We start from the raw sequence: 26,443 nt of genomic DNA, 5'->3' as shown, positions 1-26,443 counted from the left end.
TGGGATCGCAATCGAAACAATACTGTTGAAAACGAAGTTAAGGTTGCGGCTGAAATGGTAGAAATTCAGGAGGCGGTAGAAGGTCAGGAAGCAGTTGAACATTCTGAGATGCCGTCTGAAAAAAGTGAAAAGAAAGCCAAACGCAAAAAAGACAAGGCGAAAAAGAAAAAAATAAAGCCGAGGATTTGAATGCGCCTGATTTGTTAGGTACGAATAAGGGCGTGGAAACCATGTTCCGCAATGCCGTACGCTCGGAGATGGAATTGTTGGCGCTGGCGGCAACCAAAGCGAATATTATGATTTCGCTGAATGGTTTTATCGTGTCTGCACTGATGATTTCGGGCGCGTTTATTTTTTCATCGTCACCCGAGTTTTTGATTCCGGCCAGTACGTTTATGATTACTGCCGCCGCGTCTATCGTGTTTGCGTTGCTTTCTGCTTCGCCGGAACGTATCGGCAAAATGCAGGCGGCGCGGACATGGTTTAAGGATTTTATCCGCGGCCGTTCTAAGCTGAAGGATTTGAAAACCCGCCTCAGCAGCACCGAAACGCGCTTTTTTGGCGGCAGCCAACCCAATATTTTGATTTATGAAGACCGTGTGAAACTGCAAAAAGATCAATATTGGGAAATGATGCAGAAGATTATGGGCGACCGTAAACAAATCTATGAAAAGATGAGCGACCATCTTTATTGGCTCGGTTTGTTGGCGGATAAACAGTTCAAATACATTAACTTATCTTACGCGGTATTCCGCTGGGGCTTGCTGGCTTCGCTGGCGGCATTTATCGGCGTAAAAACATTGCCGTCATTACTGACGCCTCCGGCCAACAACGCGGCAGAGTTGCGTTCGCTGGGTATCAATATGTTTAACGGCGTATTTGAGCCTTCTGCCGTACAACAGCTTCCGGATGGTAAGTTGCTGATTGCGGAAGACGAACCCAACCATGCGTTCAGTATCATCAGCATTGATAAAACCGGCAGGTTTGTGGAAGACGAGGCATTGGATACGCGCGTGATTACCGGTTTCAAACGCCGTCTCAGCGACTTGGAGGCTTTGGCGCGTGACGATGAAGGCTTTATCTACGCGATGACTTCACACTCGCGCACCCGTAAAGGCAACCGCTCGCCTGACCGCGAACACTTGATGCGCTTTAAAATCCAAGACGGCAATGTGTTGGGGCTAACCAGCTACGACAATCTGACGCAAGTTTTGGAAACCGATCATAAGCTGCATGATTTGATTCGCGAGCGAACCAAGGCAGAGGTTTCTTTTGAAGAAATCAATATTGAGGGCATGGCGTTTGATCCAGTGAAAAAACGTCTTGTTTTGGGCTTCCGTGATCCTGAGTTCAACAACATGGCTTTGGTCGCGTTTATCAGCAATCCGAAAGATGTATTTGAGCGCAATGCCAAGCCTGAGTTTGATGAAGTGGCGGTGATTGATATTGATGGCGGCGGTATCCGTTCCCTCAACTATGATCCTGTGTTGAAAACCTACGTGATTGCCAATGAAGTGAAGGATGAGAATGGACAGAAATTCTCACAACTGTGGACTTGGAGCGGTAATCCGACCGATGAACCGCAAAAAATCTCTCTGCCTAATCTTCAACACATCACCAACGTTGAAGCCGTTGATTCAATTATCATTAACGGCAAGCCTCAAATGATTCTGATGGGGGATGAAGGTAATGCTTCACAGAAAATTACAGCCAAGTATATGTTGGTAGATTACAGTCAGCTAGGTAAACAGTAAGTTATCTTGGCTGCTGAATAAAGGGCCGTCTGAAACCGATAGTTTATGGTTTCAGACGGCCTTTTTGTTTTCAGTAAAACAGGTTGATGGTTTTAAATAATCTGATCAATGATGATTAACCCAAGAACGTGGACAAGTTTCAGACGGCCTTCAAGCCATTGATGACACGTTTGTAGCAGGTATAAACCAATGCCGCGCAGGCCAGCCACATAAGGATATAGAAAGTCGAATGGAAGCTGCCGTCGATTGCATACCATACGGCCAATGCGCCGATAAAGAATGCACGGTCACTTTTGCCAAATGGCCCGTCATAACGTCGGCCGTTGCCATGAACTTGTCCCAAAACTCCGCAAAACTCAGTCATTGCCGCCAGCCAAATAAACAGGGCAATTTGTACGCCGCCGAAGGGCGCGATAAAGGCAAAAGGCAGATACAAAGCAGCATCGGCGACAATATCGGTGATTTCATTCAAATAACCGCCTAATGCCGATTGCTGGCCGAACTCCCGTGCCAGCATACCGTCCATTGCATTCAGTGCCATACGGACAAACAACCAGATCGGCAAAAGCCAGAATAATGTGGATACACCTGCAAACAATGCTAAAAGCAAACCGATCAAAATGGAAATGGCGCAGGCAAACAGAGTGACCTGATTAGCAGTAATGCCTTTTTGATACAGTCGCTTAACAATAGGGCGCAACAGGTTTTGAAATTTTGGTTTCAGGGCGTAGATGCTCATAATTATGCTATATAAAAGAAAATGAAGTGCCGTGATTATAGACGAAATCCGTTATAATCCGTCAATCTTCGAATCACGCGGTTCGCAAACCTCTCGCGTTAACAAAACTAGGAATTTACTATGGAAAAACAGCAGGCACTCGTTATTTTTTCGGGCGGGCAGGATTCAACAACCTGCCTGATTCAGGCAATTCAAACATATGGCCGTGAAAATGTGCAGGCCATCACTTTTCAATATGGGCAACGCCACGCCATCGAATTGGAGCGAGCGCGTTGGATTGCCCAAGATTTGGGCGTGAAGCAGACGGTACTCGATTTGAGCCTGATGCAACAGATTACGCATAACGCCTTGATGGATGATACGGTATCCATTGAAACAGCTTCAGACGGCCTGCCCAATACATTTGTAGATGGACGCAATGCTTTGTTTTTGCTTTATGCCGCTATTTACGCCAAAGGGCAGGGGATACGCCATATCATTGCCGGCGTGTGCGAAACCGATTTTTCCGGTTATCCCGACTGTCGCGATGTGTTTGTCAAGTCGATGAATGTTACATTGAATCTGGCCATGGATTTCGCTTTTCAAATCCACACGCCCTTGATGTATTTAACCAAGGCGCAAACTTGGGCATTGGCGGATGAAATGGGTGCATTGGATTATATTCGCGAGCATACGCATACCTGTTATCATGGCGTGGTTGGCGGTTGTCATGAATGTCCGAGCTGTATTTTGCGCGAGCGCGGTTTGTCGGAATATTTGGAAAGTAAAAAGGCCGTCTGAATTAAGAGGGGCATATATTTCCAATATTCAGTTGTACGAAAAGGCCGAAACCTTTGCAAAATTCCCCAAAATCCCTAAATTCCCACAAAGACATTTAGGGGATTTCCATGAGCACCTTCTTCCAGCAAACCGCCCAAGCCATGATTGCCAAACACATCGACCGCTTCCCACTATTGAAGTTGGATCAGGTGATTGATTGGCAACCGATCGAACAATACCTGAATCGTCAAAAAACCCGTTACCTCCGAGACCACCGCGGCCGTCCCGCCTATCCCCTGTTGTCCATGTTCAAAGCCGTCCTGCTTGGGCAATGGCACAGCCTTTCCGATCCCGAACTCGAACACAGCCTCATCACCCGCATCGATTTCAACCTGTTTTGCCGTTTTGACGAACTGAGCATCCCCGATTACAGCACCTTATGCCGCTACCGTAACTGGCTGGCGCAAGACAATACCCTGTCCGAACTGCTGGAACTGATTAACTGCCAACTGGCCGAGAAAAACCTAAAAGTAGAGAAAGCATCCGCCGCCGTCGTTGACGCCACCATTATTCAGACCGCCGGTAGCAAACAGCGCCAGGCCATAGAAGTCGATGACGAAGGACAAGTCAGCGGCCAAACCACACCAAGCAAAGACAAAGATGCCCGTTGGACAAAGAAAAACGGTTTATACAGACTCGGTTACAAACAACATACCCGCACCGATGAGGAAGGCTATATCGGGAAACTGCACATTACCCCCGCCAACGCCCATGAGTGCAAACAGCTGTCGCCTTTATTGGAAGGTCTGCCCGAAGGTACGACCGTCTATGCCGACAAAGGCTATGACAGTGAAGAAAACCGGCAACATCTGGAAGAGCATCGGCTGCTGGACGGCATTATGCGCAAAGCACACCGTAACCATCCGCTGACGGAAGCGCAAACCAAACGCAACCGGTATTTGTCGAAGACCCGTTATGTGGTCGAACAAAGCTTCGGTACGCTGCACCGTAAATTCCGCTATGCCCGGGCAGCCTATTTCGGGCTGGTTAAAGTAAGTGCACAAAGCCATCTGAAGGCGATGTGTTTGAACCTTTTGAAAGCCGCCAACAGGCTAAGTGCGCCTGTTGCCGCCTAAAAGGTGGCCGGATGCCTGATTATCAGGTATCCAAGAGGGATTAAGGGGATATTTGGGTAGAGTCAGCGGATATTTGAAACAAAAACAGCCGAAAACCTGTGTTTGGGTTTCGGCTGTTGGGGAAAGGACTTTTTTGCAAAGGTCTCAGGCCGTCTGAGAACCATAACGTACATGGTTTCAGACGGCCTTTTTCATTAAACCTTGTTTTAATGGTCTTCACGCGCGTGGTTGATGGTGTATTTGGGGATTTCCACCACCAAATCTTCATCGGCAACGACTGCCTGACAGCTCAAGCGTGAATCGGCTTCCAAGCCCCATGCTTGGTCGAGCAGGTCTTCTTCCAATTCGGTCGGTTCTTCCAGGCTGTCAAAACCTTTGCGGATAATCACGTGGCAAGTTGTGCAGGCGCAGGATTTTTCGCAGGCGTGATCGACTTCGATATCGTGGTCAAGCAGTACGTCAAGGACGGTTTGGCCTTCCGGCGCGTCTTCGATAACCGCGCCTTCAGGGCATAATGTCGCGTGTGGGAGTACGGTAATTTTTGGCATTTTTATTGTCTCAGTTGTTTAAGAGTGGTTGTGGTTAAAGCGGTTTCAGACAGCCTTGGATATTCAATATTCAGGCCGTCTGAAAAATGGGTTTATAACATGATGCCTTTACTTCGTAAATTTTCCAAACACTCATCCAGATAGGCATCGTTATGTTCGGCATAAATCGGCAAAGTGGACGCTTCAGCTGCGTGTGCGTGATATGGGGCAACGGCTTTACCGCGATATAGCGGGTCTTTCCATAAAGCATTGGGTTTGTAACCGCGCCTTTCCATCTCTTCCATAATCAACGCGTGATATAGATAGAGTTTGTGGGGAGAATGGGTAAAAACGTAATTAACCGTCGCATGCGGTCTACCCCAGCCTGCTCCGCGTAAAGCGGCGCATTCACGGTGTTGCCCCAAAAGCTGGGCGCGGGGGAGTAGGGGGATAAGGGTTTGGTGCCAGAGTCTCATTGTGATTCAAATAATTTTGAATATTCTGTGTAAGCTTTCTCTAAATTTTCTTTTGAATAGGTAGTATAAATATGAAGACCTTCTTCAATTTCAGTAGTTAGCTTTGAACCGCTTGTCCCAAAGTATTCGTCTTTATATAAACGGACTTTGGAATTTTTGGGTTTATATGCATTTTCTGAAGAGATGAGATTTCGTAATATGGAAGGATTTTGTTGGTGCTTTTCCTTGATAAAGGAGACAAATGCACTTCTGGTTACTTCAAAAATTTTTTCTTGATGATGTTCTTCGACGGTTTTTTCAAAACCTAACTCTGCTGTTTCATTTTTAGGAAATACAATTTCGCCTCTTAACGAGAGAAAAAGCCTTTTTACAAGATTTTCATCAATTGCAAAAAGCTCAGTTTCTCCTATTTGGCTTTTGCCGAAAATTTCATGAAGTAAGGTTTCTTTTTCTTTATAGTTGTCGGTTTTAATGGCTAGAATGCGCTCTAACCCGCCAACATTTGCGTAGCCGTTGTTTTCCAAATGGCGCATTCTAATTTCAAAATTATTTTCGTCAGTAATACCAATTTTATATACACCTTTGATGACGGTTTTCATTAGGTAGACAATGCCTGCTTTTTCCATTGTTGTCCTTTATTTTTATTTCATTTCTGTGAGATGACATCTTTTCAGACGGCCTTTTTATCAAAGGCCGTCTGAAACCATCCGCCATCAAATATTATTAACACTTTGGCCAGTAAGCGCACGTTGGATGTTGCGGTTCATGCGCTTGGCGGCGAAGTTGTCTGTGCTGTGGCTGAGTTTGGCGACGGCGGCACGGATGTCTTCGGCTTTACCGTCTTTCAGACGGCCTTGCAAAGCGGCGATGTCTTGTTGAATCTGTTGCAATTCTTCGGCTTCCAATAAATCGCCATCCAGCTCAAGGGCGACGTTGACGGCGTTGGTCAGGCTTTCGGCTTCGACCACGGCTTCGGCGCGTGCGCGGGCTGCCATGTCTTCGGCTGCGTTGCTCATGCTGTCTTTGAGCATTTGGGTGATGGTGCTGTCGTCCAAGCCGTAGGAAGGTTTGACTTCGATTTGCGCCTGTACGCCAGTGCTTTGTTCTTGTGCGGAAACAGACAGCAAACCGTCGGCGTCAACTTGGAAGGTCACGCGGATACGCGCTGCGCCTGCTGCCATGGGCGGAATGCCGCGCAGGGTAAATTTGGCAAGGCTGCGGCAGTCAGAAACGAGTTCGCGCTCGCCTTGTACGACGTGTATTGTCATGGCAGTTTGACCGTCTTTGAAAGTGGTAAAGTCCTGCGCGCGCGCAGTAGGAATGGTAGAGTTGCGAGGAATGATTTTTTCGGCAAGACCGCCGTAGGTTTCCAAACCGAGCGACAAAGGTGTAACGTCAAGCAGCAGCCATTCGCCGTCGGTTTTGTTGCCGGCAAGGACGTTTGCCTGTATGGCGGCACCTAGTGCGACCACTTCGTCTGGGTTGAGGTTGTTCAGCGGGGTTTGGCCAAAGAATGTGGCAACTGCTTGTTGAACGTGCAACATGCGGGTAGAGCCGCCAACCATAATCACGCCTTTGACATCTGCCTTGGTTACGCCTGCGTCTTTCAAAGCCTGTTTGACGGGCTCGATGGTTTTTTGTACCAGATTTTGGGTCAGATTGTGAAACTCTTGGCGGGTAATGACGGTATGAACTTTATGGACGTCTGAAAGTGTGGTTTCGATGACGGCTTCGGTTTGAGTGGTCAGTTTTTCTTTGGCGGTACGGACAAGGGAAAGCAGAAGTTGGCTGTCTTGTTCGTTGAGTTTGGAAAGGTCGTTTTGTTCGAGCAGGTAGCAGAACAAACGATGGTCGAAGTCATCGCCGCCCAATGCGCTGTTACCTCCGGTGGCTTTGACTTCAAACAGGCCTTTGGTCAGTTGCAATACGGATACGTCGAATGTGCCGCCGCCCAAGTCATAAACGACAAACGTGCCTTCTGATGCGTTGTCCAGTCCGTAGGCGATTGCGGCGGCGGTCGGCTCGTTGAGGAGGCGCAATACATTCAAGCCTGCCAAACGCGCAGCATCTTTGGTGGCTTGACGTTGGGCATCGTCAAAATAAGCGGGTACGGTAATGACGGCACCGACCAAATCTCCGCCCAATGATTCTTCAGCACGCGATTTGAGGGCTTTGAGGATTTCTGCCGATACTTCGATAGGCGTTTTGGCACCTTGACGGGTGTTTAACTCGACCACGCGCTCATTGGGTGTAAATCGATAGGGCAGGTATTGCGCCTCTTGTGCGAGGTCGGTAAGGGTACGGCCGATCAGGCGTTTGGCGGAGCTGACTGTATTTAGCGGATCGGTTTTTTGGGCAAAAAGGGCGTTTTTGCCGACTTCAACTTCGCCATCCAAATAACGGACAACTGAAGGTAGGGTGGTGCGGCCGTCTGAATCGGGCAGGCAGACTGCGCTGCCGCTGCGTACGGTAGCCACCAAGCTGTTGGTTGTGCCTAAATCAATGCCTACGGCGAGGCGGTGTTGATGGGGGCGGCGGACATGCCGGGTTCGGAAATCTGCAAAAGAGCCATGATTGTGTGCCTTCTGATGCTGTATTTATTAGGATGGGGCAGATTTTAGCAGATTTTTGGCAGATAGTTGAGTGGATTGCTAGGAAATAACCATAAGGCCTAATGTTGTTTTTTGATTGAAAAGAAAGTGGATTTTGAATCCGGACTTGTATTTTTTAAGAAATGCGGATAAAATTCAGCCTCTTTGCCTTGCCTTTTACTTCGCATGGTGAAAGGCTGTTTTTAATCATCCATAAGGAGATAACATGCGTCATTACGAGATCGTGTTTATCGTTCATCCTGATCAAAGCGAGCAAGTGCCTGCTATGGTTGAGCGTTACAAAACCATGATTACTGAAGCCAACGGTAAAATTCACCGTTTGGAAGACTGGGGCCGTCGTCAATTGGCTTACCCAATCAACAAAATCCACAAAGCACACTATGTTTTGATGAATATCGAAACTACTCCTGAAGTGGTTGAAGAGTTGGAAACTGCTTTCCGCTTCAATGATGCCGTACTGCGTCACCTGACCATCAAAACAAAACATGCTGTAACTGAAGCTTCCCCAATGCTGGGCGGCGAAAAAGCAAAAAACTTGCTGAACGGTGCGGCTGAAGAAGTTGCAGCAGCCGAATAAGATTGAACAATCTGATTAAGCTTACCGCCCGTATCTTGCAGATTCAGCCTTTGAGATATACGCCGGCAGGGATTCCTGTTTTAGATGTTGTGTTGCAACATGAGTCTTGGCAGGAAGAAAACGGACAGAAATGTCTGGTCAAGTTTGAGATTCCCGCGCGGATTTTAGGTAAGCAGGCTGAGGAATGGCAGTATCGGCAAGATGCTATCATCGAGTCGGAAGGTTTTTTGGCGCAACACAGCCAACGCTTCCCCAAGCCGGTACTACGCATACAGAACATTAAAGAATATAAAGGTTAAACGACAATGGCTCGTCAATCATTCAAACGTAGAAAATTCTGCCGCTTTACGGCTGAAAAAATCCAAGAAGTTGATTACAAACAAGTTGATTTGTTGAAAGACTTCATCTCTGAAAACGGCAAAATCATCCCTGCCCGCATTACTGGTACTAAAGCACACTACCAACGTCAGTTGGCTACTGCTGTGAAACGTGCCCGTTTCCTGGCTCTGTTGCCTTACACCGATCAACACAAATAATTTTGGAGTTTAAATCATGCAAATTATTCTGTTAGAAAAAATCGGCGGTCTGGGTAACTTGGGTGACATCGTTACCGTTAAAAACGGTTACGCACGCAACTTCCTGATCCCTGCCGGTAAAGCAAAACGTGCAACCGAAGCCAACATGAAAGAATTCGAAGCACGCCGCGCTGAATTGGAAGCCAAACAAGCTGAAATCTTGGCTGATGCTAAAGCACGGCAAGAAAAACTGGAAGGCCAAACCATTACTGTTGCTCAAAAAGCCGGTGTTGATGGTCGTCTGTTCGGTTCTGTTACCAATGCCGACATCGCTGAAGCGATTGTTGCTGCCGGTATCCAAGCTGCTAAAGCAAACGTACGTCTGCCTAACGGTCCTTTGAAAGCTGTTGGCGAATACGAAGTTGAAGTGGCTCTGCACACTGACGCTGTTGCTAAAATTACCGTTGCTGTTGTTGCAGCCGCTGAGTAATTGATTCATTCAAGGCCGTCTGAAAATCAAGGGTTTCCTTGGATTTCAGACGGCCTTGTTTATGTGCTTGAGCCAAAGCAAATCAGTGCCGAGTTTCTATATTTTTTGGCTGATTAAAAAGTATGGCCGTTGGCATAGAGAGATAGTGTGTTGGACGAATATTCTTTCGTATTCGGATTTGTCATAGTATATTAATAAAGAGATTATTTATGAATAAAATCAAAATCTTTGGGATGGGTCTGGCTGCTTTGGCTCTGGCTTCATGTAGTACCCCGCAAAAGCCTGCTGTTGATACGGCAAAACCGGTTGAGCCTGTTTCCTCTGTAAAACGCCCTGTATTTGATGCTGCGGCTGAATCTGTTGCCAGCAGCGGTTTTAATGAAAACGTCAATGTTCAGCAGTTTATCCAATATGAAGTGAAAAACCGTCGTTTCAGTGCGGAAGAATTGCGCAATTTCTTTAATGGCGTGGTGTATAAAGGCAACATTATTACCATTATGTACCGTCCAAGCACTTCGCGTCCTTGGTATGAATTCCGCACCGGTAACTCTGGTGCAGCCAAATTTAATGGCGGCAGACAATTCTATGCGGCAAACCGTGCCATAATCGATGATGTGGCACGCAAATACGGCGTATCTGCCGAATTGATTGTGGCGATTCTCGGTATCGAAACCAATTACGGCAAAAATACGGGCAGCTTCCGCGTTGCCGATGCTTTGAGTACATTGGCCTTTGATTATCCTCGCCGTGCCGAGTTTTTCCAAAATGAATTGAGTGAACTTTTGCAGATGGCAAAAGAAGAAAAAGAAAATATCTTTGACTTCAAAGGCAGCTATGCCGGCGCGATGGGCATGCCGCAATTTATGCCTTCAAGCTACCGTAAATGGGCGGTGGACTATGATGGTGATGGTCATCGCGATATTTGGAATAATGTTGGCGATGTGGCGGCTTCTGTTGCCAATTATATGAAACAGCATGGCTGGCAGACCGGCGGTAGGATGGTTGTGCCGGTAAGTCTGACGATTACTCCGCACTTGCAGGCGATTATCGATGAGAAAACTGCTTTGACACGTACTGTTGCGGATTTCAAAGCCTTGGGTGTCGTGCCTCAAGCTGCTGTTGCGGATAATGAAAAGGCTGTATTGTATGCTTTGGAAACCAGCCCGGGCGTATTTGAATACTATTTGGGCCTGAATAACTTCTACACTGTATGGCAATACAACCACAGCCGCATGTATGTAACAGCGGTACGCGATATTGCGAATGCAATCAATAACAATGGCCTGTAAGCCATAAGAAAACCACCCATTTGGGTGGTTTTTAAGTATTTGGGGCTTTTACAGAACATTTTAAGCCATCAGTTTGATTTTCATGGCGTAACGTTTTTTGCTGTGCCCTGAAACAAACTGTCCGCCTTTTGCAGGGGATAAAAACGCATTGCCTTCTGCGGTTGGTTCTGCACAAGTATATTGGCCGTTTCGATCGCTCCAGAGGGCATACACAGGCAGATTGTGGGTGCGGATATCCAGTTTCAAGCCGTCAAATGCAACGTGTGCATCCTGGTCGGAGGAAACAAATTCGGTATGGGAGATATAGTCGGCATCGTATGGCGCGCCATTGAAATCAAATTGTGTGCCGGCAGCGGTAAAGTAGGGGTGGAATCCTGGGGATGTGCGGACGGGCGATTCGCCGTAATTGCAGACGGTTAGGATGGCGATGGCTTCATTTTCGTTAGGCAGACTGTAATCAAGCAACCATTCGACGTGTTCATAGCCTTTTTCTGTGCTGATTAATTTCAAGCCGATATCCGATTCATTTTGATGGCGGATTTCCCAGTCTGAAGTTCTACCGAAGCCATGTTGGGCCAGATGATTTTTGCTGTCTGGTCCGAATTGGGGTAAGCAAACGTGCATGCCACCGCGTAATTTTGTATCATCGCCCACTTGAACGCTGGTTTTCGGAAATAAGACTTCCCATCCTTTTAGAATCAGGGAATCAATATATCCGCCCATTGTATTTACTTGCATAGTGGCTGATTGGTTGCGTAGTATGATTTCGGACATGATGTTTCAAACTTCAAATTACTTATCATTTATGTAGCATTCTAACATTGCAATGACATGCTGTCGCTGTCGGTTTGATAGAAAATCCTTAATAAAAATCAAAAAAATGCTAGAATATATGCCATTTTCTGAGGCCGTCTGAAAAGCGGAGAATTCTTTTCAGACGGCCTTCCGATTTATTTCCCGTAGAGAAACAACATGGCTTATCAAGTTCTTGCACGAAAATGGCGTCCGAAAACCTTTGCCGATTTGGTCGGTCAGGAACACGTCGTCAAAGCCCTGCGTAACGCGCTGGACGAAGGCCGTCTGCACCATGCCTATCTGCTGACAGGGACACGCGGTGTGGGTAAGACCACGATTGCCAGGATTTTGGCCAAGAGCCTGAACTGCGAAAATGCCGTGCATGGTGAGCCGTGCGGTCAGTGTGAAAGCTGTACGCAAATCGACAGCGGCCGTTATGTGGATCTATTGGAAATCGACGCGGCATCGAATACCGGTATCGACAATATCCGCGAAGTGTTGGAAAACGCGCAATACGCGCCGACTGCGGGTAAATACAAAGTCTATATCATCGACGAAGTGCATATGCTTTCCAAAAGCGCGTTCAATGCCATGCTGAAGACTTTGGAAGAACCGCCTGAACACGTTAAATTTATTTTGGCGACCACCGATCCGCATAAAGTCCCCATTACTGTATTGAGCCGCTGTTTGCAATTTGTGTTGCGCAACATGACAACCCAGCAGGTTGCCGAGCATTTGGCGCATGTCTTGGATCGTGAAAACGTTCCTTATCAGCCACAGGCTTTGCAACTTTTAGGCCGTGCCGCCGCCGGCTCGATGCGCGATGCGTTGAGCCTTTTAGATCAGGCGATTGCCATGGGTTCGGGTAAAGTGGCCGAACAAGATGTCCGCCAGATGATCGGAGCGGTCGATAAACAATACTTGTTTGAATTGCTTGAAGGAATCATCAATCAAAACGGGGAAGCCTTGCTGGAAAAGGCTCAGGAAATGTCCGCCAGAGCGATTGGTTTTGACAGCGCGTTGGCAGAATTGGCCATGTTGTTGCAACGTTTGGCTTTGATTCAAACCATTCCTTCCGCCTTGGCAAATGACGATCCTGAACGTGAAACTTTGCAGCGATTAAGTCAGGCTTTGAGTGGCGAGCAGATTCAGCTTTATTATCAATGCGCTATTCATGGTAAACAGGATTTACCGCTGGCTCCAGACGAGTATGCCGGTTTTGTCATGACGCTTTTGCGCATGCTTGCATTTGCGCCGTTGGCCGCTTCGGGTTGCGATACGCAAAGTCAGATTGAACACACGGATTTGCATTCCGACCATCAGAAAGCTGAGGCCGAAAAAAAGCCTTTTCAGCTGCCGAAATCTGAGCCGATAGCAGCACCGGCGGTTGAGAAAGAGGCTGTTCCGACTAAACAGGATATCGTTGAAAGGCCGTCTGAAGAAACTATTCAGTCTGCTCAACAACAGGGGGATGTCCCGCCTTGGGAAGACATGCCGAGCCAAGTATCGGCTGAGCCGCCTCAAACACAAACGGCGCAGATGCAAGAAACTGCGGAGCCATTGCCTGTTGCAAAAGTTCAGACGGCCCCTGAACCGGAAGAATATCCGCACATAGATGAGGAAATTCCACCTCCGTATTTTGATGAAGCATATGCATATGAAGATTCACACCGTGCTGATGTGATGGAAGTACTGCAGCCGGTTGTGTCTGAAGAAGAGGAGGGAGATGAAGAAGAGCTTCAGTTCGCTCCTTTGCCTGAGTTTAAAACTGAGAATTGGCACAGCATTATCGAACGATTTGCCCGTAAATTAGGCGCGGCGCAGATGTTGGCACAAAATGCGGCATGGACGAGTTATGATACGGAAGCAGGATTAATCATGCTGTCGTTGACGGATGAGGCCAAAGCTACTGCCAATAAAGAGCGCTTGGACAAAATCTGCCAGACGTTGAGCGAGGCTTACCATCTTGGCAATTTAAGGCTGCAAACCGAGCCTTGGCAGGATGATAAAGGCTGGGAAACGCCGGTGATGCGCCGCAAACGTATTCAAGAAGAAGGACGGCAGCAGGCGCAAGATTTGCTGGAAGCGGATACAACGGCGCAGAAAATTTTGCAAATCTTTGAAGCGCAATGGCTGCCGGATTCTTTAGAGTTAGTAGGGCATTCTTAAAATACTGACATACAAGGCCGTCTGAAAGGCAATAGCGTTTTTCAGACGGCATGAGTGAAACCCATTTATTCAAACCCATAGGAGTAAAACATGTTCGGAAAAGCCGGATTAGGCGGCCTGATGAAACAGGCTCAACAAATGCAAGAAAACATGAAAAAGGCACAAGCCAAGCTGGCTGAAACCGAAGTTGAAGGTGAAGCAGGCAATGGTTTGGTGAAAGTTGTGATGACGTGTTCGCACGTTGTTCGCAAACTTGAAATCAGCCCTGATTTGATTCAAGAAGCCGCAGACGACAAAGAAATGCTGGAAGATTTGGTATTGGCCGCTATCAATGCCGCTTCTGAAAAAGCCGAAGAAACGACCAACAAAACCATGGGTGCATTTACCCAAGGCCTGCCGGCAGGCATGGGCGACTTCTTCCGTTGATTTAAAAATAAATAAAAGGCCGTCTGAAGCCAGATTTGGGTTTCAGACGGCCTTTTTTATTATGAGGATTCATGGGCTTTCTTTGGGAAAGAACAAGCGTTCCTTATTGATGTAAAAAAGCCTGAACAGAAGTTCAGGCTTTTAAATTTGGCTCCCCGACCTGGGCTCGAACCAGGGACCTGCGGATTAACAGTCCGTCGCTCTACCGACTGAGCTATCGGGGAATGGGGCGTATTATAATGGCTGGAAAAAATGTGTCAATCAATATTTTTAAGGAAATGGTGCAAAATATTTCAAATGTTTGAATGTTAAAAATATTTTGTAATCAAGTTTCACATGCTCCCCAGCCGTTTCAGACGGCCTTTAGTATTTGGCGTTAACCAATTTGCCGTTTTGGAATACTTGTTGCTGCATCACTGTGCCGTTGTAGGCGTAAGTGGTTAACGAGCCATTGCTTGGCGTGGCGCGGAACTGCATCAGTTGGTTACGGCTGAGAACGTAGGGGTCCGTGCGTTTTTGACTGTTGTCGCTGTAAAAGTCTTGGACGACGTATTCGTTGTTACGTTTGCTGATCAGTTGGCGATGGAAGCCACCTTTGACTGCGCTGTTGCTGGGTGTGCCGTGTGCATCAAAATAGGTCACGATTTGTTCTTCTGAGATACGGATGCCGTCTGAATCCGTGCCTTTGGTGGTTTTGGTTTTGTCCAAGCCGACAGGGATGTTGATGGATGTACCCAGGCCGACATGGCGGCCGATGCTGGTGCCGACGCCTAAGCCGACGGAAACACCGGGCGTGCCGACTGTACATGCGCTGAGTGAAGCGGCCAAAAGGGCAGGTAAGAGAACTTTTTTCATAATGTGTATCCTTGTAATAAGAAATGTTTGTAATGTTGGAAGTATAGTATTTTTGCGGGGTGGCTGGTGTTAGTATTGGTAAAAGGGCGCAAGGCCGCCTGAAAAACAAGATAGAAACGAATATATCATTCTGGTGTAGAATGTGCCGGAATAATGATTTAATAAGAATGTGAATGAATAATGAAAACTTTAAAATTTACGAAGATGCACGGCTTGGGCAATGATTTTATGGTGGTCAATGCCATCAATCAGGACTTTGATCCGTTGACTGCGCCGCTTGCCCAATGGGCAGACCGCTATCGCGGCGTGGGTTTTGATCAGTTTTTGGTAGTGGAGAAGCCTTCTTCTGATGCGGTCGATTTTCGGTACCGCATTTTCAATGCCGATGGTCGGGAAGTAGAGCAGTGCGGCAATGGAGCGCGTTGTTTTGCGCGTTTTGTCGCGGATAAGGGTTTGACGGATAAAACGGAAATTTTGGTCGAAACGGCCAAAGGGATTATTGTACCGAAGCTGTTGGATAACGGTTTGGTTACCGTTAATATGGGTAAACCGCGTTTCATGCCGTCTGAAATTCCGTTTGTGCCTGCACATGGTGAAAATGAAGATGCGCTGACACATATTGTCTTAGTCGGTTTGGAGTCTGTACCGGTAAGCTGTGTGAATATGGGTAATCCGCATGCGGTGATTTTGGTTGATAATGTTGAAACCGCACCGGTGGAGCATTGGGGCGGCGCTATTGAATCGCACGAGCAGTTTCCTGAACGGGTCAATGTCGGCTTTTTGCAGATTGAAGATGAATTGTCAGTCCGCCTGCGCGTGTTTGAGCGCGGGGTGGGGGAAACTCAGGCTTGCGGCACTGGAGCGTGTGCGGCGGTGGTGGCAGGCGTGCGCAATGGTTTGCTGAAAGCGGGTACGCCTGTGCGTGTTACTTTGCCTGGCGGCGAATTGTTTATCAGTTGGGAAGAAGGCGGCGATGTGCAAATGACCGGCCCTGCTGAAACCGTTTTTGAAGGCGAGTTGCAGTATTCATGATGGTTTCTTTGGATTTTTGGTTTGCCGTCGCGTATGCTGCGGTATCGTTGGCATTTATTTTTCGCGCACAGCGGTTTCAATGGCTTTGGGCTACGGTGTTGTTGTGGCTGGGGATTTCGGCACTGGGCGCACGCTTGTTGCCCGGAATGTGGGGTTTTACGCATACAGGCCCTTTGTTCATCCCTCATTTTTATCTGACAATCGCCAGTATTTTCTTCTTTATCGATGACTGCAGTAAAACGGAAGACAAAAAGTTTTGGTCGGCAGGCGAATATGCCGGTTTGACCTTATTTGCGGTTTCCAATGTCGTCATGACTTTTGCTTTTGTTTTCTTGGCAGGCGTAGTTTATTTCATCTTGCCGCTGGCTGGCGCGGTTTTTGCATGGGCGGCCTTACTGAAAATTTATGCTTTGAAACCCATTTATTGGTTTGCATTGCAGGGCGTGTTGATGCTGGTGTTTTATCTGCACCGTGTGGTTGTTTGCAAGCAGCCTGCCTCTCTTTTCAGTATGCGGCAGATGTGGGCAGGCTGGATGGTTGCCGCCGTGATGCAGGCTGTGGTTGCTGTTGCATTGATTTTTGAGCGAAGTGGATATTGACCGCGCTTGAACCAAAAGTTATAAAGAAAGAAATTTTCGATATTGGTTTTTCAGACGGCCTGAGTTTAATATGCAGGCTGTATTACATCTAAATCAGGAGCAGGAAATGAAAATTGCAAATAATATTACCGAGCTGATCGGCAACACACCTCTGGTGAAACTGAACCGCCTGACCGAAGGTTTAAAAGCGCAAATCGCCGTTAAACTTGAATTTTTCAATCCGGGCAGCAGCGTAAAAGACCGTATTGCCGAAGCCATGATTGAAGCGGCCGAGCAAGCCGGTAAAATCAATAAAGATACCGTTATCGTTGAGGCGACCAGCGGCAATACCGGTATCGGTTTGGCAATGGTGTGTGCGGCCCGCGGTTATAAATTGGCCATCACCATGCCTGAAAGCATGAGTAAAGAACGCAAAATGCTGCTGCGTGCGTTTGGTGCAGAATTGATTTTGACTCCTGCTGCCGAAGGTATGGCAGGCGCTATTGCCAAAGCCCAATCTTTAGTGGACGAACATCCAGATACTTATTTCATGCCGCGCCAATTTGATAACGAGGCTAATCCTGAAGTTCACCGTAAAACCACTGCCGAAGAGATTTGGCGTGATACAGACGGTAAAGTGGATATTTTCGTGGCCGGTGTGGGTACGGGCGGTACAATTACCGGCGTGGGCGAAGTGTTGAAAAAATACAAACCCGAAGTTCAAATCGTGGCTGTCGAGCCTGAAGCTTCCCCAGTATTGAGCGGTGGCGAGAAAGGTCCGCATCCGATTCAAGGTTTGGGTGCAGGCTTTATCCCCAGCGTTTTGAATACGACTGTTTACGATAGCATTTCCAAAGTACCTAACGAGGCAGCGTTTGAAACTGCGCGCGCTATGGCCGAAAAAGAAGGCATTTTGGTGGGTATTTCTTCAGGTGCCGCAGTATGGAGCGCATTGCAACTGGCTAAAAAACCTGAAAACGAAGGTAAGCTGATCGTTGTCTTGTTGCCATCATATGGCGAACGCTATCTTTCTACACCTCTGTTTGCCGATTTGGCATAATATAGGATTGTCGTTAAAAGGCCGTTTTTAGACGGCCTTTTTTGCGTATGGGCTTGAGATATCGTATGAAATCTGTTGTAATTCAGTTAATGAGCTTTGAATACCGTTATTCAAAAGTTGGTTTCTTCAACGAATCATGCTTATAATGCGCATTATGAAAAAATACATTCTTCCTATCCTTGCTGTAGCGGCACTTGCCGGTTGTGAATCGATTTATGTTCCAACATTGAAAGAAGTGCCAGTTCGACCAACCAACGTTAAGAAACCTAAGGCTGATTCACAAGTTTCAGCTACCGGTTATCATTTGGCTCCTTCGCATTGGGCAGATGTTTCCAAGATTCATGATGAAGCACGTCGCTTGAGTACCCAAGTGAGCCAAGGTAGTCTGACCAAAGTTCAGGCTGCACAATATTTGAACCGCTTCCGTATCCAACAAGTGGGACGCAACTCTGTCGATGACAGTATGTATGAAGTTTATCTGCGTTCCGCCGTTGACAGCCAACGTGGTGAAATTACTACCGAGCAATCCAAACAGTACATCCAAGGTGCTTTGCGCGGTTGGCAGCAACGTTGGAAAAACATGGATACCAAGCCAAGCAATCCTGCGTTTACCAACTTCCTGATGGAAGTGATGGGTATGCAGCCTTTGAAATAAAAAGTCATAAACCGAGAAGGCTGTCTGAATATTCAGGCAGCCTTCTTTTTATATGTATGTGTATCGTTGAATTCTATTTAATATTATGTTTTTAAAATTTCAAAACAAACAACAGCGTTTTTTCTATTTATTGACTACGGCTGTGTTTATTTCGGTCGTTATGGTTATATGGTCTTATGCATGGTCGAAATATTTTGATTTAGGAGCGAATGAGTCAAGAGAGGCTGTAGAGATTGCAGGATTGAGTCTGTTATTGCAGTTTTTTTTATGCCTACCCTATTTTTGTTTCAAGAGATATATTTTTACTTCTCTTGCGATTACATCGATTATTAATGGAGTATATCTGTATTCGTATTGGACGTTTTCTACACCCCCTTGTTGCGGAGATATGGGGCAGGGTTTGATTACTATGCTGTATATGTTTATTTCAGGTGTATATTTCGTTGTTTCATGTGGGATTATTATTGACTATTTGTATTCTAAGAAGGTTCAAAAAAATAGGAAGTCATCATAAGTTGAGATATGATGGAGAAAAGGCCGTCTGAAACCTAGATTTTAGGTTTCAGACGGCCTGAGACCTTTGCAAAATTCCCCAAAATCCCCTAAATTCCCACCAAGACATTTAGGGAATTTTCCATGAGCACCTTCTTCCAGCAAACCGCCCAAGCCATGATTGCCAAACACATCGACCGTTTCCCACTATTGAAGTTGGATCAGGTGATTGATTGGCAACCGATCGAACAATACCTGAATCGTCAAAGAACCCGTTACCTCCGAGACCACCGCGGCCGTCCCGCCTATCCCCTGTTGTCCATGTTCAAAGCCGTCCTGCTCGGACAATGGCACAGCCTCTCCGATCCCGAACTCGAACACAGCCTTATTACCCGCATCGATTTCAACCTGTTTTGCCGTTTTGACGAACTGAGCATCCCCGATTACAGCACCTTATGCCGCTACCGTAACTGGCTGGCGCAAGACAATACCCTGTCCGAACTGCTGGAACTGATTAACTGCCAACTGGCCGAGAAAAACCTAAAAGTAGAGAAAGCATCCGCCGCCGTCGTTGACGCCACCATTATTCAGACCGCCGGTAGCAAACAGCGCCAGGCCATAGAAGTCGATGACGAAGGACAAGTCAGCGGCCAAACCACACCGAGCAAAGACAAAGATGCCCGTTGGATAAAGAAAAACGGCCTCTACAAACTCGGTTACAAACAACATACCCGTACCGATGCGGAAGGCTATATCGAGAAACTGCACATTACCCCCGCCAATGCCCATGAGTGCAAACACCTGTTGCCTTTGCTGGAAGGTATGACCGTCTATGCCGATAAAGGCTACGTCAGTAAGGAAAACCGGCAACATCTGGAAGAGCATCGGCTGCAGGACGGCATTATGCGCAAAGCCCACCGCAACCGTCCGCTGTCGGAAGTGCAAACCAAACGTAACCAGTATTTGTCGAAGACCCGTTATATAGTCGAACAAAGCTTCGGTACGTTACACCGTAAATTCCGCTATGCGCGGGCTGCCTATTTCGGGCTGATTAAAGTGAGTGCACAAAGCCATCTGAAGGCGATGTGTTTGAACCTTTTGAAAGCCGCCAACAGGCTAAGTGCGCCTGTTGCCGCCTAAAAGGTGACCGGATGCCTGATTATCAGGTATTCAAGGAGGATTAAGAGGGTATTTGAGTAGAGTCAGCGGATATTTGAAACAAAAACAGCCGAAAACCTGTGTTTGGATTTCGGCTGTTGGGGAAGGGCTTTTTTGCAAAGGTCTCGGCCTTTTATTTTGCTGTATTGTAAACGTTGTTTGCCGATGCAACACGAGACTGTCTGTTCTAGTGGTGCACGATATCGCCAGTAATAAGCCTATAAGGTTTTTCGAAGTGAAATTCTTACACTGCGAGAGCTAAGGTCAGGGATTCACCCTGGCTGTTGTTAAGGTAGGCAGAAAGTGCAGAGTGGTTTTTCATAGGCGATTTAGGTGTATTTGAAGAAAAAGTGTGTCCGACTTGTGGTCGGTGCATGTTGTTAAGAACCAAACAGCTTGTCAGCCGCTTGACGGGCCTTTTCTTGAATATCTTCGGTCAGATAGTTTTTCATCTGAGAATAAACCAACGCAATGACGGCAATGTCATCGCTGAAGCCAAATGGAATCAGAAGGTCGGGAATGCTGTCGATAGGGCTGAGGAAATAAACCAGTGCGCCGACAATAATCATTTTGGCCCGTTTGGGTGTGTGTTCGGATTTCCAAAGGTAATAAAGTGCATAAAGCTGTCGGACGACAGGTTTGCCCAGGCGGCCGGCAAAGCGTCCGAGTTTTTTCATAAAGCCGGATGCGTCCAAGTTTCGACGGCGGAAGGAGGGGATGTAGTCTTCCGGATTGGGTGTGTTTTGATGAGGAGAGTGTGTCATGATGCAGCTTCCTTATAAGGTATGGAAACATTGTTGGTATTGCACTGTATTTTAGTCCATCTAGGGATAGATGAAATGTCTTTGAATGTATAACTATGTAAGAGTAATGATGATAATGCAATGGTAATAAGTTAAGAATGGCTTATGCCTTTGTAAAGATTAGGTATCAAGAGTGAGAATTTATCTCACAATAGATACAATTCTCAAACAATAATGATGTTATCGTAAGTGCTTTGATGGGGAGATGGCTTAATTGCAGGAAAGTAACAAAAAAGGCTAGCCACGCAAAAAAAAATCTAAGAATGATTGTTTGATTTTATTAGTCTTTTGGTAAAAATCATTAGAGCATTCATAAATTGCACTGTTCAAAATGAGATAAAACAGGTAAATTATGGTTTATGTAGCTTATTGTAGTGCTGAGCTATAGGTTTTGAGCTGATAATAAATCTAGAGGAACTGACCATGTCCGCCAAATCACGCCCGGTATTTTTGGAAATTCCGAATATCCGATTGCCCATACCGGGGATTGTATCTATTCTTCACCGTATCAGCGGCGTCGGCTTGTTTGTGATGCTGCCTGTTCTCTTGTATTTCTTCTCTGGAACGCTGGATCGCGAAGCGTCGTTTGAAGCATATCGTTCTGCTATCTCCAATCCGTTTGTGAAGCTGATCCTTATCGGTCTGTTGTGGGCATATCTGCACCACTTTTTCGCCGGTATCCGCTTTCTGTTTTTGGATGTACATAAAGGCTTGGAATTAAATACTGCCCGTGCTACTGCTAAAGTTGTATTTGCTTCTGCTTTGATTCTGACCGTCGTTTTGGGAGCTTTGTTATGGTAGAACGTAAATTGACAGGTGCGCATTACGGTTTGCGCGATTGGGCAATGCAACGTGCAACTGCGGTCATCATGTTGGTGTACACCGTAGTTCTTTTGGTTGTTTTGTTCACATTGCCTAAAGAATATTCGGCATGGCAGGCATTTTTTGATCAAACTTGGGTGAAGGTATTTACCCAAGTGAGCTTCTTGGCCGTATTCCTGCATGCATGGGTAGGTATCCGCGATTTGTGGATGGACTACATTAAGCCTTTCGGCGTGCGTTTGTTTTTACAAGTTGCCACCATCGTTTGGTTGGTAGGCTGCTTGGTGTATTCAGTTAAAGTAATTTGGGGGTAAATATGGGTTTTCCTGTTCGCAAGTTTGATGCCGTGATTGTTGGCGGTGGTGGTGCAGGTTTACGCGCAGCCCTCCAATTGTCTAAATCCGGCCTGAATTGTGCTGTTTTGTCTAAAGTCTTCCCAACCCGTTCTCATACTGTAGCGGCTCAAGGTGGTATTTCTGCTTCATTGGGTAATGTGCAGGAAGACCGTTGGGATTGGCACATGTACGATACCGTAAAAGGTTCCGACTGGTTGGGTGACCAAGATGCGATTGAGTTTATGTGTCGCGCCGCGCCTGAAGCCGTAATTGAGTTGGAACACATGGGTATGCCTTTTGACCGTGTGGAAAGTGGCAAAATATACCAACGTCCTTTCGGTGGCCATACTGCCGAACATGGTAAACGTGCGGTAGAACGTGCATGTGCGGTTGCCGACCGTACCGGTCATGCGATGTTGCATACTTTGTACCAACAAAACGTCCGTGCCAATACACAATTCTTTGTGGAATGGACAGCGCAAGATTTGATTCGTGATGAAAATGGCGACGTAGTCGGTGTAACTGCCATGGAAATGGAAACCGGCGAGGTTTATATTTTCCACGCTAAAGCTGTGATGTTTGCTACCGGTGGTGGCGGTCGTATTTATGCTTCTTCTACCAATGCTTATATGAATACCGGTGACGGTTTGGGTATTTGTGCCCGTGCAGGTATTCCGTTGGAAGACATGGAATTCTGGCAATTCCACCCGACTGGTGTAGCCGGTGCTGGTGTATTGATTACCGAGGGTGTGCGCGGTGAGGGTGGTATTCTGTTGAATGCCGATGGCGAACGCTTTATGGAACGTTATGCTCCAACCGTAAAAGACTTGGCTTCCCGTGACGTGGTTTCCCGCGCAATGGCAATGGAAATCTACGAAGGTCGCGGTTGCGGTAAAAACAAAGACCACGTATTGCTGAAAATCGACCATATCGGTGCAGAAAAAATTATGGAAAAACTGCCGGGCATCCGCGAGATTTCCATTCAGTTTGCTGGTATTGACCCAATTAAAGACCCGATTCCTGTTGTGCCGACTACTCACTACATGATGGGCGGTATTCCGACCAACTACCATGGCGAAGTTGTTGTTCCGCAAGGTGAAGATTACGAAGTGCCTGTAAAAGGTCTGTATGCAGCAGGTGAGTGTGCATGTGCTTCCGTACACGGTGCGAACCGCTTGGGTACCAACTCCCTGTTGGACTTGGTGGTATTCGGTAAAGCTGCCGGCGACAGCATGATTAAATTCATCCAAGAGCAAAGCGACTGGAAACCTCTGCCTGCTAATGCCGGTGAATTGACCCGCCAACGTATCGAGCGTTTGGATAACCAAACCGGTGGCGAAAACGTTGATGCATTGCGTCGCGAACTGCAACGCTCTGTACAACTGCATGCCGGCGTGTTCCGTACCGATGAGATTCTGAGCAAAGGCGTTCGAGAAATCATGGCGATTGCCGAGCGCGTGAAACGTACTGAAATCAAAGATAAGAGCAAAGTGTGGAATACCGCGCGTATCGAAGCTTTGGAATTGGATAATCTGATTGAAGTAGCGAAAGCGACTTTGGTGTCCGCCGAAGCGCGTAAAGAATCGCGTGGTGCACACGCTTCAGACGACCATCCTGAGCGCGATGACGAAAACTGGATGAAACATACCCTGTATCATTCAGATACCAATACTTTGTCTTACAAACCGGTACATACCAAGCCTTTGAGCGTGGAATACATCAAACCGGCCAAACGCGTTTATTGATGAGTTTTCAGACGGCCTTTATCTTAAAGGCCGTCTGAAACCTAACCATACCCACATTGAACTGCTTGAATTCATAATACAAAATCATTGGGCAGTTTATGAGAAAAGGAACACTTCTCATGGAAAAAATGAGTTTTGAAATTTACCGTTATAACCCGGACGTTGATGCCAAACCTTATATGCAACGTTACGAGTTGGAATTGGAACCAACGGACGTTAAACTTTTGGACGCTTTGGTGCGTCTGAAAGCACGAGATGATACATTGTCTTTCCGCCGTTCTTGCCGCGAAGGTATTTGCGGTTCTGACGGTATGAACATCAACGGCAAAAACGGCTTGGCATGTCTGACCGATCTGCGTGGTTTGAAACAGCCGGTTAAAATCCGCCCTCTGCCAGGTCTGCCTGTTATCCGCGACCTGATTGTGGATATGACCCAATTCTTCAAACAATATCACTCCATCAAACCTTACGTTGTCAACGATAACCCTATCGATGCGGACAAAGAGCGTCTGCAAACTCAGGAAGAGCGTAAAGAGTTGGACGGTTTGTACGAATGTATTTTGTGTGCTTGCTGCTCGACTGCCTGCCCGTCATTCTGGTGGAACCCTGATAAATTCGTTGGTCCGTCTGGTTTGCTGAATGCTTACCGTTTCATTGCGGATAGCCGTGATACCATTACTAACGAGCGTTTGGATAATCTGAACGACCCATACCGTTTGTTCCGTTGCCACACCATTATGAACTGCGTAGACGTATGTCCTAAACACTTGAATCCGACCCGAGCCATCGGTAAGATTAAAGAGATTATGTTGAAACGAGCCGTTTAAGAAATGATGGTTTTTGACGATATTGCCAAACGGAAAATCCGTTTTCAAACCCGCCGGGGATTATTGGAATTAGATTTAATCTTCGGCAGGTTCATGGAAAAAGAATTCGAGCACCTGAGTGATCAGGAGTTGTCCGAATTTTCCGAAATCCTCGAATTTCAAGACCAAGAGTTGCTTGCCTTGATTAACGGACATTCGGCGACGGACAAGAAACACCTGATTCCCATGCTTGAAAAAATCAGACAGGCATGACGTGTTATAGAGCTTGTTTGCGATGCCAATCCGAACAAGCTCTTTCCATACGGAGGCCGTCTGAAAAAAAGGACCGTGCCGCTTGGGCGGCAACGAAAGCCCCAACTTACAAAGGAGTTTAAGAATGTCTAAATCAGTCAAGCTCACCACCCCAAATCAAGAGACCTTGGAACTGCCAGTATTGGAAGCAAGTATCGGCCATGATGTGGTTGATATTCGTGCTTTGACAAAAAATACAGGTCTGTTTTCCTTCGACCCCGGATTCGTGTCAACTGCAAGTTGCGAATCCAAAATCACTTATATTGATGGCGATGAAGGTCTGTTGTATTACCGTGGTTATCCTATCGAGCAGTTGGCCGAAAAATCCGATTACTTGGAAGTTTGCTACCTGTTGATTTACGGCGAACTGCCTACCCCTGAACAGAAAAAAGAATTTGATGCTACAGTCAGCCACCATACTATGGTGCATGAACAGTTGACTTGGTTCTTCCGCGGTTTCCGTCGCGATGCGCACCCGATGGCGATGATGGTGGGTGTGGTTGGCGCTTTGTCTGCTTTCTATCAAGACAGCTTGGATATTACCAATCCTGAACACCGCAAAATCGCGATTTACCGCTTAATCTCCAAAATTCCGACCATTGCGGCAATGTGTTACCGTTATTCCAACGGTTTGCCGTTCAATTATCCAAAAAATAACCTTTCCTATGCTGAAAACTTCTTGCACATGATGTTTGCGACACCATGTGAAGAATACAAACCTAATCCAGTATTGGCTCGCGCGCTCGACCGCATCTTTATTTTGCATGCCGACCACGAGCAAAACGCTTCTACTTCGACTGTACGTTTGGCCGGCTCTTCTGGTGCAAATCCATTTGCCTGTATCGCTGCCGGTATCGCCTGTCTGTGGGGTGCTTCACACGGCGGTGCAAACGAAGCTGTGTTGAAGATGCTGGACGAAATCGGCGATGTATCTAATGTTGCCGCATACATGGAAGGTGTGAAACAACGCAAATACCGTCTGATGGGCTTCGGTCACCGCGTATACCGCAATATGGATCCACGAGCCAACATCATGCGCGAAACCTGTTATGAAGTCTTGAAAGAATTGGGCTTGGAAGACAGTCCTAAATTCAAGCTGGCGATGGAATTGGAACAAATTGCACTGAAAGACCCATTCTTTGTTGAGCGCAAGCTGTATCCAAACGTCGATTTCTACTCCGGTATCGTCTTGTCCGCATTGGGCATTCCAACTGAAATGTTTACCGTTATCTTCGCATTGTCGCGCAGTGTAGGTTGGATTTCTCATTGGCATGAAATGATTAGCGATCCGGCACTGAAAATCGGTCGCCCACGTCAACTGTATACCGGTGCAGAACGTCGTGATTACGTTCCGGTAGATAAACGCTAATAGACAATACATTAATATATTGTTGAAAAGTCGTTTGAAAAAATCGAATTGCCGTTTTCAATGAGGTTGGTCGTAATTAATTAAGTTGATAGCAGGTAATTTGATTTGAAATAGGGTAGAATAAAGTGTCATTTCAGACGGCCTGAATTCCGTTCGG

Annotated in this window: 27 protein-coding genes, 1 tRNA gene and 2 pseudogenes; 21 read left to right on the top strand and 9 right to left on the bottom strand. The window is 46.8% G+C overall.

Annotated features, from left to right (window positions below):
- The first annotated feature begins 54 nt into the window (after window positions 1–54).
- A pseudogene (locus tag KCG54_RS08765) lies at window positions 55–1,754 on the top strand (Pycsar system effector family protein).
- A 139-nt stretch (window positions 1,755–1,893) separates the two neighbouring features.
- Here KCG54_RS08765 and KCG54_RS08760 read toward each other — a convergent pair.
- On the bottom strand, window positions 1,894–2,493 hold the full coding sequence (locus KCG54_RS08760) for a CDP-alcohol phosphatidyltransferase family protein (RefSeq protein ID WP_150537264.1): 600 nt from the start codon (window positions 2,491–2,493) through the stop codon (window positions 1,894–1,896).
- 120 nt (window positions 2,494–2,613) lie between these two features.
- Here KCG54_RS08760 and queC point away from each other — a divergent pair, with 120 nt between their 5' ends.
- Window positions 2,614–3,273, top strand: coding sequence for a 7-cyano-7-deazaguanine synthase QueC (queC, locus tag KCG54_RS08755; protein WP_254323952.1), 660 nt, complete (start codon window positions 2,614–2,616; stop codon window positions 3,271–3,273).
- Between the two features lie 107 nt (window positions 3,274–3,380).
- Window positions 3,381–4,388, top strand: coding sequence for an IS5 family transposase (locus KCG54_RS08750; protein ID WP_254323951.1), 1,008 nt, complete (start codon window positions 3,381–3,383; stop codon window positions 4,386–4,388).
- 206 nt (window positions 4,389–4,594) lie between these two features.
- On the opposite strand, the gene fdx is transcribed toward KCG54_RS08750, so the two are convergent.
- The 4 genes and pseudogenes from fdx to hscA form a co-directional block, all read right to left on the bottom strand.
- Entirely contained in the window at window positions 4,595–4,936 is a 342-nt protein-coding gene (gene fdx / locus KCG54_RS08745; RefSeq protein WP_003686005.1) for an ISC system 2Fe-2S type ferredoxin, read from the bottom strand.
- A 92-nt stretch (window positions 4,937–5,028) separates the two neighbouring features.
- Entirely contained in the window at window positions 5,029–5,391 is a 363-nt protein-coding gene (locus KCG54_RS08740) for a TIGR02328 family protein (protein WP_254323950.1), read from the bottom strand.
- Window positions 5,388–6,017, bottom strand: a complete 630-nt coding sequence (locus tag KCG54_RS08735) for a GIY-YIG nuclease family protein (RefSeq protein WP_254323949.1) — start codon at window positions 6,015–6,017, stop codon at window positions 5,388–5,390. Before KCG54_RS08735 ends, KCG54_RS08740 begins: the two co-directional genes overlap by 4 nt.
- 87 nt (window positions 6,018–6,104) lie before the next feature.
- A pseudogene (gene hscA, locus KCG54_RS08730) lies at window positions 6,105–7,963 on the bottom strand (Fe-S protein assembly chaperone HscA).
- Window positions 7,964–8,208: 245 nt separating this feature from the next.
- Here hscA and rpsF point away from each other — a divergent pair.
- From rpsF to mltB, 5 genes are all read left to right on the top strand, one after another.
- Complete coding sequence (rpsF, locus tag KCG54_RS08725) at window positions 8,209–8,580, top strand: 30S ribosomal protein S6 (protein ID WP_004519252.1); 372 nt, start codon at window positions 8,209–8,211, stop codon at window positions 8,578–8,580.
- On the top strand, window positions 8,577–8,879 hold the full coding sequence (gene priB, locus KCG54_RS08720; protein WP_254325014.1) for a primosomal replication protein N: 303 nt from the start codon (window positions 8,577–8,579) through the stop codon (window positions 8,877–8,879). The genes rpsF and priB overlap by 4 nt, the downstream gene beginning before the upstream one ends.
- A gap of 6 nt (window positions 8,880–8,885) precedes the next feature.
- Window positions 8,886–9,116 (top strand): 30S ribosomal protein S18, encoded by a 231-nt coding sequence (gene rpsR, locus KCG54_RS08715; RefSeq protein ID WP_003678863.1) that lies wholly within the window; start codon window positions 8,886–8,888, stop codon window positions 9,114–9,116.
- A gap of 16 nt (window positions 9,117–9,132) precedes the next feature.
- Window positions 9,133–9,585, top strand: a complete 453-nt coding sequence (gene rplI, locus KCG54_RS08710; RefSeq protein ID WP_003678862.1) for a 50S ribosomal protein L9 — start codon at window positions 9,133–9,135, stop codon at window positions 9,583–9,585.
- 209 nt (window positions 9,586–9,794) lie between these two features.
- Window positions 9,795–10,874 (top strand): lytic murein transglycosylase B, encoded by a 1,080-nt coding sequence (mltB, locus tag KCG54_RS08705; RefSeq protein ID WP_254323948.1) that lies wholly within the window; start codon window positions 9,795–9,797, stop codon window positions 10,872–10,874.
- 60 nt (window positions 10,875–10,934) lie between these two features.
- On the opposite strand, the gene KCG54_RS08700 is transcribed toward mltB, so the two are convergent.
- Window positions 10,935–11,648: an aldose epimerase gene (locus KCG54_RS08700; protein ID WP_254323947.1), complete on the bottom strand. Its 714-nt coding sequence runs from the start codon at window positions 11,646–11,648 to the stop codon at window positions 10,935–10,937.
- Window positions 11,649–11,846: 198 nt separating this feature from the next.
- Here KCG54_RS08700 and dnaX point away from each other — a divergent pair, with 198 nt between their 5' ends.
- Together dnaX and KCG54_RS08690 are read left to right on the top strand one after the other, a co-directional pair.
- Window positions 11,847–13,838 (top strand): DNA polymerase III subunit gamma/tau, encoded by a 1,992-nt coding sequence (gene dnaX / locus KCG54_RS08695; RefSeq protein ID WP_049337069.1) that lies wholly within the window; start codon window positions 11,847–11,849, stop codon window positions 13,836–13,838.
- Window positions 13,839–13,928: 90 nt separating this feature from the next.
- Window positions 13,929–14,264: a YbaB/EbfC family nucleoid-associated protein gene (locus tag KCG54_RS08690; protein WP_003678854.1), complete on the top strand. Its 336-nt coding sequence runs from the start codon at window positions 13,929–13,931 to the stop codon at window positions 14,262–14,264.
- 148 nt (window positions 14,265–14,412) lie between these two features.
- Here KCG54_RS08690 and KCG54_RS08685 read toward each other — a convergent pair.
- A tRNA-Asn gene (locus tag KCG54_RS08685) sits at window positions 14,413–14,488 on the bottom strand.
- A gap of 139 nt (window positions 14,489–14,627) precedes the next feature.
- Entirely contained in the window at window positions 14,628–15,119 is a 492-nt protein-coding gene (locus KCG54_RS08680) for a hypothetical protein (protein WP_003678851.1), read from the bottom strand.
- Window positions 15,120–15,299: 180 nt separating this feature from the next.
- Between KCG54_RS08680 and dapF the strand changes: the two genes are divergently transcribed.
- The 5 genes from dapF (at window position 15,300) to KCG54_RS08655 (ending at window position 20,076) form a co-directional block, all read left to right on the top strand.
- Window positions 15,300–16,151, top strand: coding sequence for a diaminopimelate epimerase (gene dapF / locus KCG54_RS08675; protein ID WP_254323946.1), 852 nt, complete (start codon window positions 15,300–15,302; stop codon window positions 16,149–16,151).
- Window positions 16,148–16,750 carry a hypothetical protein gene (locus tag KCG54_RS08670; RefSeq protein ID WP_254323945.1) on the top strand — a complete coding sequence of 201 codons (603 nt, stop codon included), beginning with the start codon at window positions 16,148–16,150 and terminating at the stop codon, window positions 16,748–16,750. Before dapF ends, KCG54_RS08670 begins: the two co-directional genes overlap by 4 nt.
- Before the next feature lie 106 nt (window positions 16,751–16,856).
- Window positions 16,857–17,789 carry a cysteine synthase A gene (gene cysK, locus KCG54_RS08665; protein ID WP_254323944.1) on the top strand — a complete coding sequence of 311 codons (933 nt, stop codon included), beginning with the start codon at window positions 16,857–16,859 and terminating at the stop codon, window positions 17,787–17,789.
- 154 nt (window positions 17,790–17,943) lie between these two features.
- Window positions 17,944–18,444: a membrane lipoprotein lipid attachment site-containing protein gene (locus KCG54_RS08660; protein ID WP_371444493.1), complete on the top strand. Its 501-nt coding sequence runs from the start codon at window positions 17,944–17,946 to the stop codon at window positions 18,442–18,444.
- 636 nt (window positions 18,445–19,080) lie between these two features.
- Entirely contained in the window at window positions 19,081–20,076 is a 996-nt protein-coding gene (locus KCG54_RS08655; protein WP_254323943.1) for an IS5 family transposase, read from the top strand.
- 398 nt (window positions 20,077–20,474) lie between these two features.
- Here KCG54_RS08655 and KCG54_RS08650 read toward each other — a convergent pair whose 3' ends face one another.
- On the bottom strand, window positions 20,475–20,858 hold the full coding sequence (locus KCG54_RS08650) for a YkvA family protein (RefSeq protein ID WP_254323942.1): 384 nt from the start codon (window positions 20,856–20,858) through the stop codon (window positions 20,475–20,477).
- A gap of 462 nt (window positions 20,859–21,320) precedes the next feature.
- Between KCG54_RS08650 and sdhC the strand changes: the two genes are divergently transcribed.
- The 6 genes from sdhC to gltA all read left to right on the top strand — a co-directional run bounded on the left by sdhC (window position 21,321) and on the right by gltA (window position 26,286).
- The gene (gene sdhC, locus KCG54_RS08645) at window positions 21,321–21,698 is read left to right on the top strand and encodes a succinate dehydrogenase, cytochrome b556 subunit (protein ID WP_003686156.1); all 378 of its coding nucleotides are present in this window, start codon (window positions 21,321–21,323) and stop codon (window positions 21,696–21,698) included.
- Window positions 21,692–22,033, top strand: coding sequence for a succinate dehydrogenase, hydrophobic membrane anchor protein (gene sdhD, locus KCG54_RS08640; protein ID WP_004519264.1), 342 nt, complete (start codon window positions 21,692–21,694; stop codon window positions 22,031–22,033). Before sdhC ends, sdhD begins: the two co-directional genes overlap by 7 nt.
- A gap of 2 nt (window positions 22,034–22,035) precedes the next feature.
- Window positions 22,036–23,799, top strand: coding sequence for a succinate dehydrogenase flavoprotein subunit (sdhA, locus tag KCG54_RS08635; protein ID WP_254323941.1), 1,764 nt, complete (start codon window positions 22,036–22,038; stop codon window positions 23,797–23,799).
- A gap of 119 nt (window positions 23,800–23,918) precedes the next feature.
- Window positions 23,919–24,626 carry a succinate dehydrogenase iron-sulfur subunit gene (locus KCG54_RS08630; RefSeq protein ID WP_254323940.1) on the top strand — a complete coding sequence of 236 codons (708 nt, stop codon included), beginning with the start codon at window positions 23,919–23,921 and terminating at the stop codon, window positions 24,624–24,626.
- Window positions 24,627–24,629: 3 nt separating this feature from the next.
- Window positions 24,630–24,878 (top strand): succinate dehydrogenase assembly factor 2, encoded by a 249-nt coding sequence (locus KCG54_RS08625; RefSeq protein ID WP_003678830.1) that lies wholly within the window; start codon window positions 24,630–24,632, stop codon window positions 24,876–24,878.
- A 124-nt stretch (window positions 24,879–25,002) separates the two neighbouring features.
- Window positions 25,003–26,286: a citrate synthase gene (gene gltA / locus KCG54_RS08620; RefSeq protein WP_254323939.1), complete on the top strand. Its 1,284-nt coding sequence runs from the start codon at window positions 25,003–25,005 to the stop codon at window positions 26,284–26,286.
- The last annotated feature ends 157 nt before the right edge of the window (window positions 26,287–26,443 follow it).

It is taken from the genome of Neisseria subflava, from assembly GCF_024205705.1.
Taxonomy (GTDB): domain Bacteria; phylum Pseudomonadota; class Gammaproteobacteria; order Burkholderiales; family Neisseriaceae; genus Neisseria; species Neisseria subflava_D.
This window is presented reverse-complemented; position numbering and strand designations above follow the sequence as displayed.